We start from the raw sequence: 17,393 nt of genomic DNA on the forward strand, positions 1-17,393 counted from the left end.
CCATTTTTTCGATCCCATTTATGAATTCCATGCTTCCCGGCGGGGAGCATCGTTGCGGTGAGCCAATCCATGGAAAAGACCTACCAACCTGAACAGATCGAAACTCGCTGGTACGAGCGCTGGGAAGCCGACAACCGTTTCGCGCCGACCGGACACGGCAAACCCTTTTCGATCATGATCCCGCCGCCCAACGTGACCGGCAGTCTACACATGGGCCATGCGTTCCAGGACACCATCATGGATACCCTGACGCGCTGGAAGCGGATGCAGGGCAACAACACCCTGTGGCAGGTAGGCACCGACCACGCCGGTATCGCCACGCAGATGCTGGTCGAGCGTAAAATCGCCGCCGAAGAGGGCAAAACCCGCCACGATCTCGGGCGTGATGCGTTTATCGATAAAGTCTGGGAGTGGAAGCAGGAATCCGGCGACCATATTACCCGCCAGCTGCGCCGCATGGGCGCCAGCGTCGACTGGTCCCGCGAGCGCTTCACCATGGACGACGGCTTCTACAAGGCCGTCCAGGAAGTCTTCGTGCGCCTGCATGCGGAAGGCCTGATCTATCGCGGCAAGCGCCTGGTCAACTGGGACCCCACCCTGCACACCGCGATTTCCGACCTGGAAGTCGAGAACAAGGAGCAGCAGGGCAGCTTCTGGCACTTCCGCTACCCGCTGGCCGATGGCGTCAAAACCGCCGACGGCAAGGACTATCTGGTGGTCGCCACCACCCGCCCGGAAACCCTGCTGGGGGATACCGGCGTGGCGGTCAACCCGGAAGATACGCGTTATGCCTCGCTGGTTGGTAAGTTCATCGAGCTGCCGCTGGTCGGCCGCCGGATTCCCATCGTCGCCGATGAACACGCCGACATGGACAAAGGCTCGGGCTGCGTGAAGATCACCCCGGCCCACGACTTCAACGACTACGAGGTCGGCAAGCGCCAGAATCACCTGCTGATCAACGTCTTTTCCAAGGACGCGGCAATTCTTGAGCAGGCCGAGATCTACGACCTGAAAGGCACTCCCCAGCCGGATGAAGACGCCAGCCTGCCCGCCAAGTACGCCGGGCTCGACCGCTTCGAGGCACGCAAGCTGATCGTCGCGGACATGGACGCTCTAGGCCTGCTCGAGCAGGTGGAAGCCGTCAACAACACCATGCCCTACGGCGACCGTTCGGGTGACGTCATCGAGCCGCTGCTCACCGACCAGTGGTTTGTCGCCGTGGAGTCCCTCGCCAAGCCCGCCATCGAAGCGGTGGAAAACGGCAACATCCAGTTCGTACCCAGGAACTACGAAAACATGTACTTCGCCTGGATGCGCGACCTTCAGGATTGGTGCATTTCCCGCCAGCTGTGGTGGGGCCACCGCATTCCGGCCTGGTACGACGCCGACGGCAATATCTACGTTGCCCGCAGCGAGCAGGAAGCCCGCGAGAAGCACGGCCTGGGCGATGATATCGAGCTCACCCAGGACGAAGACGTGCTGGATACCTGGTTCAGCTCGGGCCTGTGGACCTTCGGCACCCTCGGCTGGCCGGAGCAGACCCCGGAGCTTGAAACCTTCCACCCCACCAGCGTGCTGGTCACCGGCTTCGATATCATCTTCTTCTGGGTGGCCCGGATGATCATGATGACGCTCAAGTTCACCGGCGAAGTCCCCTTCAAGACGGTCTACGTACACGGCCTGGTGCGCGACGGCCAGGGTCAGAAGATGTCCAAGTCAAAGGGCAATGTGCTGGACCCCATCGACCTGATCGATGGGATCAGCCTGGATGCGCTGCTCGAAAAACGCACCGGCAACATGATGCAGCCGCAAAAGGCCAAGGCGATTGCCAAAGCCACCAAAGAAGAGTTTAAAGACGGCATTGAAGCCCACGGCACCGATGCCCTGCGCTTTACCTTCCTCTCCCAGGCGACCACCGGGCGGGATATCAAGTTCGACATAAATCGCCTGGACGGCTACCGCAACTTCTGCAACAAGCTGTGGAACGCGTCGCGCTACGTGCTGATGAACGCCGAAGGCGAGGATTGCGGTACCGACGGTGGCGAGGTTGAGCTGTCGCTGGCCGACCGCTGGATTATCTCCCAGCTGCAGAAAACCGAAGCGCAAGTGACCAAGGCAATGGACGAGTACCGCTTCGACCATGCCTCCCAGGCGCTCTACGAGTTCGTCTGGAACGAGTACTGCGACTGGTACCTGGAGCTTTCCAAGCCGGTACTCTGGGATGAAAATGCCACGGTGGAAGCCAAGCGCGGCACGCGCCGGACGCTGGTGCGCGTGCTCGAAGCCATTCTGCGCCTGGCGCACCCGATGATGCCCTATATCACCGAAGAGATATGGCAGCGCGTGTCCCCCCTGGCGGGCATGTATATGGGCGACGACGCGTCCATCATGCTGCAGGCGTGGCCGGAAGCCGACAACAGCAAGATCGACGAGCAGGCGACCCGCGATATCGAATGGCTGAAGGGCGTGATCATCGCCGTGCGCAATATCCGCGCCGAGATGAACATTGCCCCCGGCAAGCCCCTGGACGTGCTGCTGACCAAGGGTAAGCGGGAAGACGCCGAGCGCCTGGAAAGCAATCGCCTATTCCTTCTCACTCTCGCAAAATTAAGCAGTATTAGCTTTGCCCATGACGACTATAAACCGCTATGTGCTAAACAGCTCGTCGGCGATATGGAAGTGCTGGTACCCATGGCCGACCTGATCGACAAGGACGCCGAACTCCAACGCCTGACCAAGGAAATTGAAAAACAGGACAAGCTGATCGGCGGCATCGAGAAGAAGCTCGGCAACGAGGGCTTTATCGCCAAGGCCCCCGAAGCCGTGGTAGAGAAAGAACGCGGCAAACTCGCCGAGTTCCAGGCCGCCAAAAAGCTGCTGGAAGAGCAGCGATCAAAGATCGAGGCGTTGTGAAGACTAGATATCAAGGCGGCACCAATGGTGCCGCCTAACCTCAGGATTTAAGCCATGCCTACCTGCTGGATAATTGCAGGCCCAAATGGAGCGGGTAAAACAACATTTGCATTTGAGTACCTACCGCAAGTTGCTGATGGGTCTCGCTAACCCGTCTTCGGGCAACAAGGCCAAACCCGGCACATCATTCAGAATGAGCATTACCAACGTCTTTTGGAGGTAGCTGCATCTTGAATACCGACCCATACAAGCCCTCTCCATTTGCGCAACAAGCCCTTGCTGCAATGAAACAGGCTGTCCACAAAGAACTAGACCGTAAAAAACGGCTAGGGCACTACGCGGTCATTTGGAAAGATGGCAAGCCCGTTAAGCTGGGAGGCGGTGAGCGGAACGTATAGCCCCCATCATTCTGTCATGGAACACCAGACCTGGGTGATCCCCCCACGAGGCGGCCCGAGCGTTTATCCGTTTCGTCACCACCAGCAAGTGCCAAGTGGCGCTAGCCCGGTATATTCCCACCCACCCCATCAACGCCCAGAGGGCAGTGACCAAGGACGAAGCCTGGTATGCGCGTACCCAAGAGCGTGTAGATATCCCTGTTGCATGAGGCCCTGATGACACAGGGATGAAGGTGTCATGCGATTGCAAACTGGGGGATATAACGCCCCAACCATTGGCGGCGCCGGAAAGGGAGCGGTTTGGTTTTACCCTACCGGTAGTGCACAGATTAGACCAGGAACAAAACACAACATAACCTGACCAATGTAACTGGACCGTTTGTTCCTGCCGCTCAGGACCCTGTCACGGACATTCGCTGAGTGAAGCTGTTAAATTCACCCATCGAGGTCACTTCCATCATGCGAACGCCCTCCGAAAAATTCAGCAACACACCACCCACCATACCGCCGCTCGACCCTGAGCGTATCGCGCTGTTTGAGGAAGCGGGCCTGACGGTCAAGCAGCTAGAGCCACTGGGCGTCGAGATCTACGGGGCTGATGTTCGTCAGCGACTCCCCGAGCCTGTCATCGAGGCGCTGGAAGTGGAAATGGCGAACCGTGGCTTCATCGTTTTCAAGCACCAGGCAGATCTCTCGGCCGATGAGCTGGTCAACGCGAGCAAGTGGTGGGGCGCAGGCGAAATCCATTCCACTCATGGCGTCCACCCAGCAACGCCCGGCATGAACCGGGATATCTTCCGCTGCTCCAATGATGACCGCTACGGCATCCTGGGCGTGGGGCCCCAGTGGCATAATGATGGCAGCTTTGAGGCCGCCACCTTCTCCCACTCCGCCTACTACATGGCACGCGCTCCTGAGCAGGGCGGCGGCACCCATTTCGCCCACCAGGGGGCCGCCTTTGATGTTCTGCCCGAGGAAAAGCAGGCTTTCTGGGAGCGGCTGGTGTCCGTCAACTCGGCGTCAGGCGTGAGTCACCCCGTGGTCCACAAGCACCCTATTTCTGGGCGCAAGAGCGTATGGCTGCACCTGGGAATGACCGGCGCCGTCATCGAGCGGCTGCCGGAAGAGGGTGTCGCCATTGATGAGCTGCAGCAGACCCCCGCCTCCACCGAGCAACTTCGCCTGCTCAACGAAGACGAGATGAAGCAGCTTTTGAGCGACTATAACGACCTGCTGAATGCGTCATTCGAAAAGGGGTACGGCATACGCTACCACTACGATACGGGCGATCTCCTCTATATAGATAACTGGGCGCTGGCCCACCGGGCAGCGCCTGAAGCGCATATGTCCGCCGAGGAGCAGGGCCTGAGGATCATGGATCGCGTGACGATCAAGGCCAGGCAGAATCTGGCGCCGCACTTCGAATTGCCCCAGTACATCAACTTATCCGGCCCGCATCCCTTCAATCGCGACGGCATCTGGAAAGCAGGTGGCGTAGGTTTTCGCTGGAAAGATGATATTCCCATGCAAAACTAGGGCTGCTGATATTCCACCTGGGCTGCATGAACGCGCCTTTCCGCCGCGCCTGGATCATTTTTAACCATAAACCGTGTAAGGTTGGCGTTAGAACAACCACTTAGTGGCAACGATGACTTGTTCAACACGGATGACGCCATGCCGACACCTTTAGAGGCGCGCCTGCAGCCCCTGGAAGCAGTGCTGCAAAAGGCCCAGATTCGCTATCAATCGCTATCCCCGATGGCGGATACCGGGCTTGCCCACGACCATGTTTGGATACACCGCGACGGTGGCGACTGGGTGGCACGGCTTCCCAAACAAAGCCAGATGAACCTTGGCCCCGCCGATAACCTCGCCTACGAAGCGGCCTGCTACCAGCGCGCCAGCCAGGGCGGCCATGTGCCACGTTTACATGGCCTTCTGGAAGTAAGCGATGCCTTGCCGCGCGGCGGCCTGTTGGTGGATGCTATCTCAGGCCAGTTGGCCCAACTGCCGCAGGATTTACCCCGCATCGCTGAAACCCTGGCCAGCCTGCACCGGCTGCCACTGCCGGACCAGCCTGCCCCACTGCTAGCGCCAGCAGACCCGTGGCGGGCCATGCGCGAGGAAGTGGCTCGCCAGTCAGAATGGCTCGAACAGGCCGACTTGAGCGCTGAGGTGGTGGCACGCATTCGCGATGAACTGGCGGCTCTGCCGACGGCGCTTGCCGATGCCGAACGCTGCCTGATCAGCTTTGACACCCACCCCGGCAACTTTCTGATCGATGCCGAGGGGCGCGCGGTACTGGTGGACCTGGAGAAGTGTCGCTACGGCCTGCCGGGCATCGACCTGGCCCATACCAGCCTCTACACCTCCACCACCTGGGACCTGAATAGCCAGGCGGTGCTGTCATTGGATGAGGTCATCGGGTTTTACCGCCGCTGGCAGGCCGCCATGGGGAAGTCGCCCAGCGCCGACACGCTGGTGGCCTGCCGACGTGCCACCTGGCTGTGGTCGCTGACCTGGTGCGCCAAGTGGCGTGCCCAGCACCTGCGCGCCAAGGACGCCCAGCAGCGCGGCGAGGACTGGTCGGCGGAACTCACGGATGCCACCGTCATTGCCCACGTACGCGACCGAGTCGAGCACTACCTGTCACCGCCGATCATCGATCACGTTCAAGACGAACTGCAGCGCCTGCGCGCGACGCTTTAATTTACGGCCCTTGATAATGCCGGCTCATCCTGACAGAGGTACCCCATGCTGAAACGCCGATACCCCCTGATAGCCCCCTTGCTGGCGCTGACACTTCCCGCCGTGGCGGCGCCCGATCCCAGCGACTGGTCAGCCGTGCTGGACGAAGCTGACGGCCAAACGGTCTACTGGAACGCCTGGGGCGGTGACTCACGCACCAACCGCTATATCGACTGGGTGGCCGAGCAAATGCAGGCGCAGTTCAATGTTGAGGTGGCGCACGTGAAACTGGATGACACCAGCAGTGCGGTGTCGCGGGTACTGGCCGAGAAGCAGGCGGGTAACGATGACGAGGGCAGCATCGACCTGATCTGGATCAACGGCGAAAACTTTGCCGCGATGCGCGAGAGCGACCTGCTGTTTGGGCCCTTCGCCGAGGCACTGCCCAATTTTGCGCTCACCAACGCCGACGACAACCCCGAAGTGGTCACCGATTTCACCCTGCCCACCGAGGGCTATGAGTCGCCCTGGGGCAAGGCGCAGATCACCTTCTATTACGACAGCGCCCTGACCGACACCCCGCCTCAGGACATGTCGGCACTGCTTGAATGGGCCAAGGCCAACCCTGGCCAGTTCAGCTATCCGCGCATCCCTGACTTCACCGGCAGCACCTTTTTGAAGCAGGCTCTGATCGAACTGACAGACCAGGATGATGCCCTTTACCAGCCGGTGGACGACGCCGATTTCGAGCGCGTGACGGCCCCGCTGTGGGCCTATCTGGATGATCTGCACCCGCACCTGTGGCGCAGCGGGCGTACGTTCCCGGACTCTGGCCCCAACCTGCGTACCCTGATGAGCGATGGCGAGTTGAGTCTGGCATTTTCCTTTTACCCCACCGATGCGGCCGTTGCGGTAAGGGAATATGAGCTGCCGGAGAGTGTACGTAGCTATGTGCTGGAAGGCGGCACCCTGGGTAACGTCCACTTCGTTGCCATTCCCTATAACTCGCCGCACAAGGCCGGCGCCATGGTCCTCGCCAACTTCCTGCTATCGCCGGAAGCCCAGGCACAGAAGCAGTCGCTTTCGATGTGGGGGGACCGCAGCGTGCTGGATATCGACCAGCTAGACGCCGATGCCCGAGCGCTGTTTGAACAGGGCGAGCAGCATCCTTCAGAACTGCCGACCGATGCGCTGTCCAATACCCTGCCCGAGCCGCACCCAAGCTGGATGACCGCGCTGCAGGATGCCTGGCTTGAGCGCTATGGTGTGAACTAGGCAAATGCTGCGACTGGCCCCGACGCTGCTCATCGCACTACTGGCTCTGCCTGTTGGGGCGGGCCTGTTGATGGTATTTCTGCCCGCCTTTGGCTATTTGCCCGCACTGGGCGGCAACACCGTCAGCATGGCCCCCTGGCAAAGCCTGGTCGCCCAGCCCGGGCTTGGCCGTTCGATAGCGGTGAGCTTCGCCAGTGGATTGCTGAGCACCCTCATGGCGCTGCTGGTGGTTGTGCTGTTTCTGGCCGCCAGTCGCGGCACCTGGCTGGACCGCAGCATTCGGCGACTGGTTTCACCCTTGCTGGCGATCCCCCACGCGGCCGTGGCGTTTGGTCTTGCCTTCCTTATCGCCCCTTCCGGGTTACTGGCACGTTTTTTCTCTCCCGGGCTGACGGGCTGGGAGCGGCCTCCCGACTGGCTCATCGTCAACGACGCCATGGGGCTGACATTGATGGCCGGGCTGATGCTCAAGGAAGTCCCCTTTCTGCTGCTGATGTGTCTGGCCGCACTGCCTCAGCTTCAACCAGAGCAGCGCGTCATGCTGTCGCGTTCACTGGGTTACGCGCCGAGTATTGCCTGGCTGAAAACGGTCTTCCCGGCACTCTACCCGCTGATCCGGTTACCCATCTACGCGGTCATTGCCTACGCCACTTCGGTGGTCGATATGGCCATGATTCTTGGCCCGACCTTACCGCCTACGCTGAGCGTCTCGATTCTGACCTGGTTCAACGACCCCGATCTGAACCGTCGTTTCATGGCGTCTGCGGGCGCCGTGCTTCAGCTAGGCGTCACCCTGGCCGCGCTTACGACCTGGTGGCTCGGCGAGCAGTGTGTCAAGCGGCTCAGCCACCACTGGCTGGTGAATGGCACTCGTCAGCGTGGCGCCCTTGCTATCGCCGTGGGCGGCCGAGGATTGCTGGGGCTGACGACCTTGCTGGTCATCAGCGCCATCGCCGGGCTGGCAGTGTTTTCGGTGGCTGGGTTTTGGCGCTTCCCCGACGCCTTTCCCGGAACGCTGACGCTCGATCATTGGCGGCGCATTTTGCCAATGATCTCTACGCCGCTGGTCAATACGCTCAGCGTGGGGCTTGCCGCAACGCTGATCGCCGCTGTGCTGGTTGTCGCCGCGCTCGAAAACGCAGCGCGCCATCACTTACCGGCCCATGCGGGCCAATGGTTGCTGTACCTGCCGCTGATCATTCCCCAGGTCGCCTTTCTGTTTGGCTTGGTGGTCGCCGCGGAAAGCATTAACCTGCGCCCGCAAAGAGCGCTGGTGGTCGCCGCCCACTTACTCTTTGTCGTGCCTTATCTTTACCTGTCGCTTTCGGAAGCTTACCGCCGCCTGGACCCGCGCTGGCTGCAGGTTGCCCATTCGCTGGGGGCCTCGCCGTGGCGGGCCTTCTGGCAGGTGCGCCTGCCGCTGCTGCTGGCGCCGCTGCTTACCGCCTGCGCGGTCAGCCTGGCGGTGAGTATCGGCCAGTACCTACCCACGCTGCTGCTCGGCGGCGGTCGTGTGCCCACCATCACCACCGAAGCGGTGGCCATGGCATCCGGTGGCAACCGGCGGCTGATCGCCGTGCTCGCACTGCTCCAGGCACTACTTCCTTTTATCGGCTTTAGTCTGGCGCTGCTGATACCGCGCCTGGCCTGGGCAAAACGTCGCCAGATGCGAGGAGTTGCATGACACTGAACCCGACGCTGCACATCCAGCAGGTGCAGATCACGCTACATGGCGAAACGCTGCTGGCCATCGACCGAACCATTGCGCCCGGCGAGGTGCTCACCGTCATGGGCCCCTCCGGCTCGGGTAAATCAACCCTGCTGGCTTACCTGGCAGGGTTTATATCGCCCGCCTTCAAGGCCCAGGGGCAGGTCTTTCTGGCCGACACGCGCCTGGACACCCTGCCTGCCGAAAAACGCGGCCTCGGGCTGTTGTTTCAGGACCCACTGCTGTTTCCTCATCTCAGCGTGGGCGGTAATCTGCGCTTTGGCATTCCTCAACGCACCGCCAACAAACAGGCGCAGGTGGTTCAGGCGCTGCACCAGGTGGGGCTCGCAGGCTATGAGGCGCGCGACCCGGCCACGCTTTCCGGCGGTCAGCAAGCCCGGGTGGCCTTGATGCGCCTGCTGCTTTCCCAGCCACGCGCGGTGCTGCTCGACGAGCCGTTTTCCAAGCTGGATATGGCACTGCGTCAGGAAATGCGCTCACTGGTGTTTAACCAGCTACGCGACGCGGGCCTTCCCGCGCTGCTGGTCACCCACGACCACGCCGATGCCGACGCTGCGGGAGGGCCAATCATTGAACTCGGCTGATCTGACAGCTCGCCTCAGCATCGTGATACCGGTGCTCAACGAGGCAACTTCTTTAGCGCACTATTTAACGGTACTGTCATCGCTTGGCGAAGGCGTTGAAATCATCGTGGTCGATGGCAGCAGCAGCGACGCCAGTCTTTCCATCGCCCGACCGCTGGCGAATAGTGTGATTGCCAGTCAGCCCGGGCGGGCGCGGCAAATGAATCTCGGTGCTCAGCATGCCAGCGCCCCGGCGCTGCTGTTCCTGCATGCGGATACTCAACTGCCCAGGGGCGCCGTTGAGCAGATACTCAAGGCGCTTGACCGCCATGCCTGGGGACGCTTTGCCATCAAACTCTCGGGCCGCAGCCGCTGGCTGCCCGTGGTCAGTTGGATGATGAATCTGCGCTCTCGACTCACCGGCATCGCCACCGGCGACCAGGGCATCTTTGCGCGCGCGGACACCTTCAGGGCCGTCGGTGGTTTTCCCGAACAGCCGTTGATGGAAGATATCGAACTTTGCAAACGACTCAAGCGGATCTCGCGCCCCGCCTGTCTACGCAGCAAAGTGGTAAGCTCGGGCAGGCGCTGGGATCAACACGGTGCCTGGTCCACCATCCGCCTGATGTGGCAGCTGCGCTATCGCTACTGGCGCGGCGTTAGCGCCACCCAACTGGCCAAGGAGTATCATGATGCCCGGTGAAACGCCCCAGCTGCACCTGCTCGCCAAGGCGCCGCTGCCGGGGCAGGCAAAAACGCGCCTGGCACCATTGCTTGGCACAGAGGGTGCCGCGGATGCCCATGCGCAACTGGTCCGTCACTGTGTCGCCAACGCCTGCAAAGCGCTACCTGCTGACCACATCACGCTGTGGACGGCACTCGACCACACTCACCCATTGTTTGGCGAGCTTTACGAACGCTTTGGCGTGACGCTCGCCCAGCAGCCGGGGGGCAATTTGGGGGCACGCATTCGTCATGCTTTGAACAGCTCTTCGGGTCCCGCCATGGTGATGGGCAGCGACTGCCCGAGCATCACCAGCGACCTGATCATGGCCTGCATACAGCAGCTCAGTACCCACGATGTGGTCATGCTCCCCGCCGAGGACGGCGGCTATGGGCTGATCGGCACTCATGGCGACTATCCGGGTCTGTTTGAGTTGATCCCCTGGGGGAGCGACAGGGTGCTTAGCGCGACCCGGCAACGGATTGAAGCCCTCGGCCTTCGCGCCAGTTACCCCGCCACCGTATGGGACATTGACCGACCGGAGGACTGGCAGCGCTGGCAAGCCATCAAGTCGTCGATGTAAGGAAACTCGCTGCCCACCCACTGAGCCCTATCCTGAAACGCTTTCCCTGGAGATGACCGTGACCCGACAACGCATACTGATGGCAACCTTACTGATCGTGGCCATCGGGGCTTTCTTTCTGAGCGGTGCCCACCAGTGGTTCACCCTCGATACCCTCAAAGCCTACCAAAGCGACTTTCAGGCGGCGTTCAATCAATCCCCCTGGCAGGTAGCGGGGATCTTTTTTGCCGTGTACGTGGTGATGACCGCGCTGTCGCTGCCCGGGGCTGCGCTGCTGACGCTGCTTGGCGGCACACTGTTTGGCCTGGGTTGGGGGTTATTGATCATTTCCTTTGCCAGCACAATAGGCGCTACGCTGGCCTTTTTACTATCGCGTTTTCTGTTCCAAAAACCGATTGAGAAACGCTTTCCGCGCCAGTTTGCTGCCGTCAATCGCGGTGTCGAACGCGACGGCGCCCTCTATCTGTTCACCATGCGTCTAGTCCCGGCATTTCCCTTCTTCATGATCAACCTGGTGATGGGTCTGACACGCATCAAGACCGTGACGTTTTATTGGGTGAGCCAGGTCGCTATGCTTCCCGGTACCGCCATTTACGTCAATGCCGGCGGCCAGTTGGGCGAGCTTGAAAGCCTCGGCGGGATTGTTTCACCGACGCTTGTGGCGTCCTTTGCACTACTGGCAATTTTCCCCTGGATCGCACGGCGCATTGTGTTGCTGGTGCAAAAGCGCAAAGCCTATAAAGACTTCACCCGGCCAGCGCGCTTTGACTACGACATCGTCGTCATTGGCGGGGGATCGGCCGGGCTGGTGACCAGCTATATCGCCAGCGCCGTCAACGCCCGGGTGGCTCTGGTGGAAAAGCACAAGATGGGGGGTGACTGCCTGAATACCGGCTGCGTCCCCTCCAAGGCACTGATTCGCGCCGCCCGCGCCGCCCACGAGATTCGTAACGCGCCACGCTTTGGCGTGACATCAAGCGAACCGCAGGTCGATTTCGCCAAGGTCATGGGGCATGTGCATCAGGCCATCCGCGATATCGAGCCCCACGACAGCGTCGAGCGCTACACCAACTTAGGCGTTGAGGTGTACCAGGACCACGCCACCCTGACGTCGCCCTGGGACGTTCAAGTCGGCGGTAAAACCCTCACCGCCCGCCATATCGTGCTGGCCACCGGCGCCCGCCCCAAGGTGCCGTCGCTACCGGGCATCGAGCACGCGCCCGTACTCACTTCTGAAAACCTATGGTCGCTGACAGAGCTGCCCGAGCGCCTGGTCGTCCTCGGCGGCGGCGCCATCGGCTGTGAGCTCAGCCAGAGCTTCGCCCGCCTGGGCAGCCAGGTCACGCTGGTGGAAGGCTTGCCCCATTTGCTGGGCCGTGAGGACCAGGAGGTCGGCGAGGCCGTCGAGAACACCCTGGCGGGCGAAGGGGTGACGGTGATGACCGACACCAAGGCACTGGAAGTTCTCAGCGACGGGGCAGGCTATCAGCTGGCTGTGGAGCATCAGGGGGAGCGCTCGGTGCTGGCCTTTGACTACTTGCTGGTGAGTGTCGGCCGCCAGGCCAATATCGAAGGGCTGGGCCTTGAGGCACTGGGGATATCCCCTTCGCCCACCGGCACGCTGGAGCTTAACGAGCGACTGCAAACCCGGCTGCCCAACATCTGGGCCTGCGGTGACCTCGCCGGGCCCTACCAACTGACCCACGCTGCCGCCCACCAGGCCTGGCACGCGGCGGTAAACGCGCTGTTTGGCGAGTTGAAAAGCTTTGCCGTGGATTATCGCTTCATGCCCGCGGTCACCTACGTCCAGCCTGAAGTCGCCCGGGTCGGCCTCAACGAGAAAGAGGCCATCGACAAGGGCATTGCCTATGAGGTAACCCGCTACGCCATGGCGGAAAGCGACCGGGCGATTGCCGAAGGCGCGACACAGGGCTTTATCAAGGTGCTCACCGTGCCGGGCAGAGACAAGATTCTCGGCGCGACCATCGTGGCGGAAAATGCCGGCGAATGGCTGGGTGAATTCACTCTCGCCATGAAACACGGCCTCGGCCTCAACAAGCTGCTGGGCACCATCCACCCTTACCCGACCCTGGGCGAAGCCGCCAAGGCAACGGCGGGCGTGTGGAAGAACGCCCACAAACCCGAACGGGTGCTCTCGCTATTGAAGCGCTACTTCAACTGGCGGCGCGGTGAGCCATAGCGGCAATTCCTCCTGGAGTCGTCTCTTGGGAGCATCGCTAGTTATCTGAACGCTCTTTTGTTGCATAGGCTTTCGCGAAGGTTTCCATCACTTCGTGCACCAGCTTACGTTGCTCGATAGGCAGGCTGCGGTATAGCGCCAATAGCTGGCGCTCCTCGTTGCTGGGGGACGTCCCCCAAACCGCCAACGGCTCCTTGACAGCGAGCTGCCCTCCGTCACCATAACGTAATTGGTGAGGATCGATTGCCAACCAGTGCGCCAATACCTGCAGTTTTTCCTGGCTGGGAATGGAATCGCCGCGCAGCCAGCGTCTGACCGCCTGATACGTAATCGGCTTTCCCCAGTAGCGCAGGTTGAACTCACGCTCCAGAACAGAGGAGCGTACATCGTACCCGGCTGTTTTCATGGCGTTTTTTAATCGCTCGGCGAACATCTGTTTTTCATTCATGCCGCCAATGTGAAGCGATTATTCAATAAAAGTTGAATAATGGTTAACCTTTTGTTTGAATCGTTACTTCAATTCCAACCCATCGCGTTTCACCCATACCAAGGCACGTCCTGGCTGTTAGGGAGGCACCGTGCTTTAGGAGTCATTCAGGATGAGTGGCGTACCTTCTACACCAGCCAATAAACCAGCCAGTAAACTTGATGACCTGTGCCTCGCATTAGGCCTCATCAGCTCATCGAAAACGCCCAAGGAGCTTTTTGAACGACTCGCTAAAACGCTCCACGAGCTGGCGGACCACCAGCCCATCGCGCTTTATCGACGATTGGAGTCAGGCGAGCTTCGCCTGACCTACTGCTACCCTGCCGCCAGTGCCATACCGTCTTACCGGCAACTGCTTACCTTTCGCTCACTGGATGAATTACGGACGTCCAACTATCACCATTATGAATTAAAAGGCCAGCATGGCGTATGGGGTTACATAGGCCTCCCAACTGCCCCGCCCGAAGACGCCTTGCAGTGGGTGGCCGTCCTGATCGATATCGCCGCGCAGCGGTTGCACCTGCTCAAGGCAGAACACATGGCCGAGCGTCAGCTTGGTCTCAAAGCGCGCCGCCGTCTACTGTCTCGTGACATAAAACGGCTAACCTCCCTTGCCGATTTCTTACAGCATCATGGTCACGGCTGGTGTGACATCTTTCAAGCAAAGGGTATCGCCCTGGTCCACAAGGGGGAGCTTTATCATTTCGGCGAATGCCCGGATCGCCAGCCGATTTTTCAGCAGTTGGGGCACCTGGATGCGACAACCACTCAGGACAGCACGGTCGAATTAGACGGTGATTGCCAGGGCGGACTAGCGGCGCCTCTGATCCTGGCCAGTCATCACCTGGGTTGGCTGTTGATTTTCCGACAGCAAGCCATGGTGGCGCCTGCCGACGTTGCCTCTATCGCCCAGTTCAGTTTCTGGTTGCCGATTGAAGCCTCCATGGTGCTGGAGCTCGCCGATGACTTGGCCGTTGCGATTACGGCCCTGGACGTCGTACACGTCAACCGCCAGCTGCGAAAAACCAATCAGCGACTGGAAAGCCTTGCACACACCGACCTGCTCACCCGATGCTGGAATCGATACTATACCGAGTCCGTTATTGAAGAATTGTGTGCCTCCAAGGCGGCCTGTGCGGTTTTGATGTTTGATATTGATGACTTCAAACGTATCAACGATACCTATGGCCATCCCACAGGGGACGACATACTTCGTGAGATCCCGCGTTTAGCGACCCAGGTATTGCGCAGCAACGACCACCTGGGACGATGGGGCGGCGAAGAGTTTATCGTGGTCATTGCTGACGCGACACTAGAAGAAGGGGTTTATATCGCCGAGCGACTCTGCCGACATATCGAACAACACCCGTTTTCTATTCCCGACGCCGTCACCATCAGTGCAGGGCTTACGACCATTCGAGCGGACGAGAGTCCGCGGCAATTATTGGAGCGAGTGGATAAGGGCATGTATCTTGCTAAAACAGCAGGTAAAAATCAGGTTATGATCTGTTAAGACAACCTATCGTTTCAGTACACTCGCGTTTTGAGGGCCATTGGCATGCAGCATCTTTTACTGATCGGTGCGGGCCATGCCCACGCCTTTGTGCTGGAAGCCTTTGCCAAACAGCCAGAGGCGGCGCTCGCCATCACCGTGGTCAGCGACAGTCCGCTGGCGGCCTATTCCGGCAGCGTACCGGCCTGGTTGGCAGGCGAGTGTACACTGCGCGAGACACAGATCGACGTGGCGGCACTTTGCCAACGGGCAGGGGCACGTTTTATCGACTCTCCTGCGGTGATGTTGGACACATTGGCACGTCAGGTCACCCTGGCCAACGGCGATATGATCCACTTTGATGTGGCCTCGCTGAATGTCGGCTCGACCCTGGCGCTGCCTGCGCAGCAGGGTGAGAACCTTCCACACCTACTGGCCATGCGCCCGCTCAGCTCACTCCATCAGCGCTGGCAGGCATTGCGCGATCACGTTGAACAGCTGCCCCACGGCGCGCGCCAGCGGGTGGTAGGCGTAGGCGGCGGTGCGGCGGGCTGCGAAACCTTGATGAGCGTGATGGCGCAGCTACGCCATCAGCGCCCGGACATTGACTGGCAGGGGCATTTGCTCAGCGCGTCACCAAAGCTGCTCCCCGAGGCCGGACGCCTGCCACGCTGGCTGATTCAACGGGCATTAGTCAGGGCAGGCATCAAGGCCCACCCCCGAGTTCGCGGGGAGGCACTGGTTGGCGGAGGCATAGTGACCCGGGCGGGCAACCACATCGAGGCGGATATCGTGCTCTGGGCCACCGGGGCTGTCGGCCACCGCTGGCTTTCTGACACCTCACTGCCGCTGGATGCGCAGGGGTTTATTCAGGTGGAAAATACCCTGGCAGTGGTCGGCCAGCCGACCATCTTTGCGGCTGGTGACTGCACCGCCTTTGACCCACCCTTACCCAATGCAGGGGTTTATGCGGTACGTATGGGACCACACTTGGCCGATAACCTGCGTGCGGCGTGCCGCGGAGCAGCGTTGTCAGCCTGGCAGCCCCCCAAACGCGTACTGGCACTGATCGGCACCGGTGGTAGCCGCGCCATTGCCAGCCGCGGTGCCATGGGCTTTTCCGGCAGGTGGGTATGGCAATGGAAAAAGCGGATTGATGCGCGCTTTATCGCCCGCTTCAATCCGCCTTTTGAGGGCTGACTGACGCCATCAGTTCGATTCGCGCCAGCCGCCCAGTACCCGGCTGTCCGGCCCGAAAAACACCAGCCGGTCATGGTCGATCAGGTAACGATACGCGGTCTCCAGCATATCGGTCACCTTCTGTGCATCGCCCATCTGGGGGCACGCCATGCGAGTAGTGGCCAGCTCGCTGAACTCGATACGCTGGTTGTCACCGAGTGTGGCTTCACCGGTAAAGCGGTTGCAGCCATCGTGGCCGCGCACGCTACCGTCACGGCTAATTTCAAAGAACGGGGTGTCCGGCATCGACAACCGCTCACTGGTGCCAACCAGCAACAGGTTCCAGCGCTGCCCGACGACCGGCCCCGACAGCGAGTCTCCGCCTGGTTCCGGACCCGGCGCGGGACTTGGCCCCGGCGTGCTGCTACAGGCGCTCAGCAATAGCGTTGCCGAAGCAAGCCATGGCAGTAACCGCCAGTTTTTGATCGTCATGGTGACCTTTCCTTATCGAACGATTACCAGCTGCCGGTATTTTCCATGGAAGCCCAGGGCTCTTGCGGCGCCAGCGCATCGCCCTTTTGCAACAGCTCAACCGAGATGCCATCCGGCGACTTGACGAACGCCATGTGGCCATCCCGGGGCGGGCGATTGATGGTCACCCCGTTATCCTGGAGCTTTTGACAAAGCGCATAGATATCGTCCACCCGGTAGGCCAGGTGACCAAAGTTGCGACCGCCGGTATATTCTTCGGGATCCCAGTTGTAAGTCAGCTCGAGTTCCGGCGCGGTGAGGCGTGAGGAGCGCGCTTCATCCTCCGGCGCGGCGAGAAACACCAGCGTAAAACGCCCTTTATCGTTTTCTTTACGACGAACTTCCTTGAGACCCAGCAGTTCACAGTAAAAGTGCAGCGATGCGTCCAGATCACTAACGCGTACCATCGTATGTAGGTATTGCATGCCATCTCTCCTTGTTGCTTCCTAAAACGAAAATCGGGGCAACGTATCCGCCCCGCTGGCGTTGCTGATGCGCCCAGCTTAGCATTCCAGTGACATTAATGCGGCCGGTAATATCCACACGGCGGCACCGTCAACAGCCAATTTATTGGACAGTTGCTTTACGAGGTAATATTTTAGTGACAATCATGTACCATTAAAACCCTTGT

At 60.4% G+C, this 17,393-nt stretch carries 14 protein-coding genes; 11 read left to right on the forward strand and 3 right to left on the reverse strand.

The genetic code is table 11. From position 1 onward, the window contains the following. Positions 1–69: 69 nt before the first annotated feature. The 9 genes from BMX75_RS10080 (at position 70) to BMX75_RS10120 (ending at position 13,073) form a co-directional block, all read left to right on the forward strand. On the forward strand, positions 70–2,913 hold the full coding sequence (locus BMX75_RS10080) for a valine--tRNA ligase (protein WP_092827588.1): 2,844 nt from the start codon (positions 70–72) through the stop codon (positions 2,911–2,913). A gap of 857 nt (positions 2,914–3,770) precedes the next feature. Then, positions 3,771–4,847, forward strand: coding sequence for a TauD/TfdA dioxygenase family protein (locus tag BMX75_RS10085; RefSeq protein ID WP_092827801.1), 1,077 nt, complete (start codon positions 3,771–3,773; stop codon positions 4,845–4,847). 138 nt (positions 4,848–4,985) lie between these two features. Beyond that, entirely contained in the window at positions 4,986–6,020 is a 1,035-nt protein-coding gene (locus tag BMX75_RS10090; RefSeq protein ID WP_092827590.1) for an aminoglycoside phosphotransferase family protein, read from the forward strand. Positions 6,021–6,065: 45 nt separating this feature from the next. Further along, complete coding sequence (locus BMX75_RS10095) at positions 6,066–7,274, forward strand: ABC transporter substrate-binding protein (RefSeq protein ID WP_092827592.1); 1,209 nt, start codon at positions 6,066–6,068, stop codon at positions 7,272–7,274. A gap of 4 nt (positions 7,275–7,278) precedes the next feature. Further along, complete coding sequence (locus tag BMX75_RS10100; protein ID WP_092827594.1) at positions 7,279–8,958, forward strand: ABC transporter permease; 1,680 nt, start codon at positions 7,279–7,281, stop codon at positions 8,956–8,958. Next, on the forward strand, positions 8,955–9,587 hold the full coding sequence (locus BMX75_RS10105; protein WP_092827596.1) for an ATP-binding cassette domain-containing protein: 633 nt from the start codon (positions 8,955–8,957) through the stop codon (positions 9,585–9,587). Before BMX75_RS10100 ends, BMX75_RS10105 begins: the two co-directional genes overlap by 4 nt. Continuing rightward, on the forward strand, positions 9,547–10,269 hold the full coding sequence (locus BMX75_RS10110; RefSeq protein WP_092827598.1) for a TIGR04283 family arsenosugar biosynthesis glycosyltransferase: 723 nt from the start codon (positions 9,547–9,549) through the stop codon (positions 10,267–10,269). Before BMX75_RS10105 ends, BMX75_RS10110 begins: the two co-directional genes overlap by 41 nt. Continuing rightward, positions 10,259–10,873, forward strand: a complete 615-nt coding sequence (locus BMX75_RS10115) for a TIGR04282 family arsenosugar biosynthesis glycosyltransferase (RefSeq protein WP_092827600.1) — start codon at positions 10,259–10,261, stop codon at positions 10,871–10,873. Before BMX75_RS10110 ends, BMX75_RS10115 begins: the two co-directional genes overlap by 11 nt. Positions 10,874–10,931: 58 nt before the next feature. Beyond that, positions 10,932–13,073, forward strand: coding sequence for an FAD-dependent oxidoreductase (locus BMX75_RS10120; RefSeq protein WP_092827803.1), 2,142 nt, complete (start codon positions 10,932–10,934; stop codon positions 13,071–13,073). Positions 13,074–13,110: 37 nt separating this feature from the next. Here BMX75_RS10120 and BMX75_RS10125 read toward each other — a convergent pair whose 3' ends face one another. Beyond that, positions 13,111–13,506, reverse strand: a complete 396-nt coding sequence (locus BMX75_RS10125) for a transcriptional regulator (protein WP_245748483.1) — start codon at positions 13,504–13,506, stop codon at positions 13,111–13,113. A 166-nt stretch (positions 13,507–13,672) separates the two neighbouring features. On the opposite strand from BMX75_RS10125, the gene BMX75_RS10130 reads away from it, so the two are divergent. Further along, complete coding sequence (locus tag BMX75_RS10130; protein ID WP_092827604.1) at positions 13,673–15,073, forward strand: GGDEF domain-containing protein; 1,401 nt, start codon at positions 13,673–13,675, stop codon at positions 15,071–15,073. Positions 15,074–15,118: 45 nt separating this feature from the next. Beyond that, positions 15,119–16,252 (forward strand): FAD-dependent oxidoreductase, encoded by a 1,134-nt coding sequence (locus BMX75_RS10135; protein ID WP_092827606.1) that lies wholly within the window; start codon positions 15,119–15,121, stop codon positions 16,250–16,252. Between the two features lie 9 nt (positions 16,253–16,261). Here BMX75_RS10135 and BMX75_RS10140 read toward each other — a convergent pair whose 3' ends face one another. Together BMX75_RS10140 and gloA are read right to left on the reverse strand one after the other, a co-directional pair. Further along, positions 16,262–16,723, reverse strand: coding sequence for an META domain-containing protein (locus tag BMX75_RS10140; RefSeq protein ID WP_092827608.1), 462 nt, complete (start codon positions 16,721–16,723; stop codon positions 16,262–16,264). Positions 16,724–16,746: 23 nt separating this feature from the next. Continuing rightward, entirely contained in the window at positions 16,747–17,187 is a 441-nt protein-coding gene (gene gloA, locus BMX75_RS10145; RefSeq protein ID WP_092827610.1) for a lactoylglutathione lyase, read from the reverse strand. Positions 17,188–17,393: the final 206 nt, after the last annotated feature.

Origin of the sequence: Vreelandella subterranea, from assembly GCF_900111305.1 — a bacterium.
In the GTDB taxonomy this organism is placed as follows: domain Bacteria; phylum Pseudomonadota; class Gammaproteobacteria; order Pseudomonadales; family Halomonadaceae; genus Vreelandella; species Vreelandella subterranea.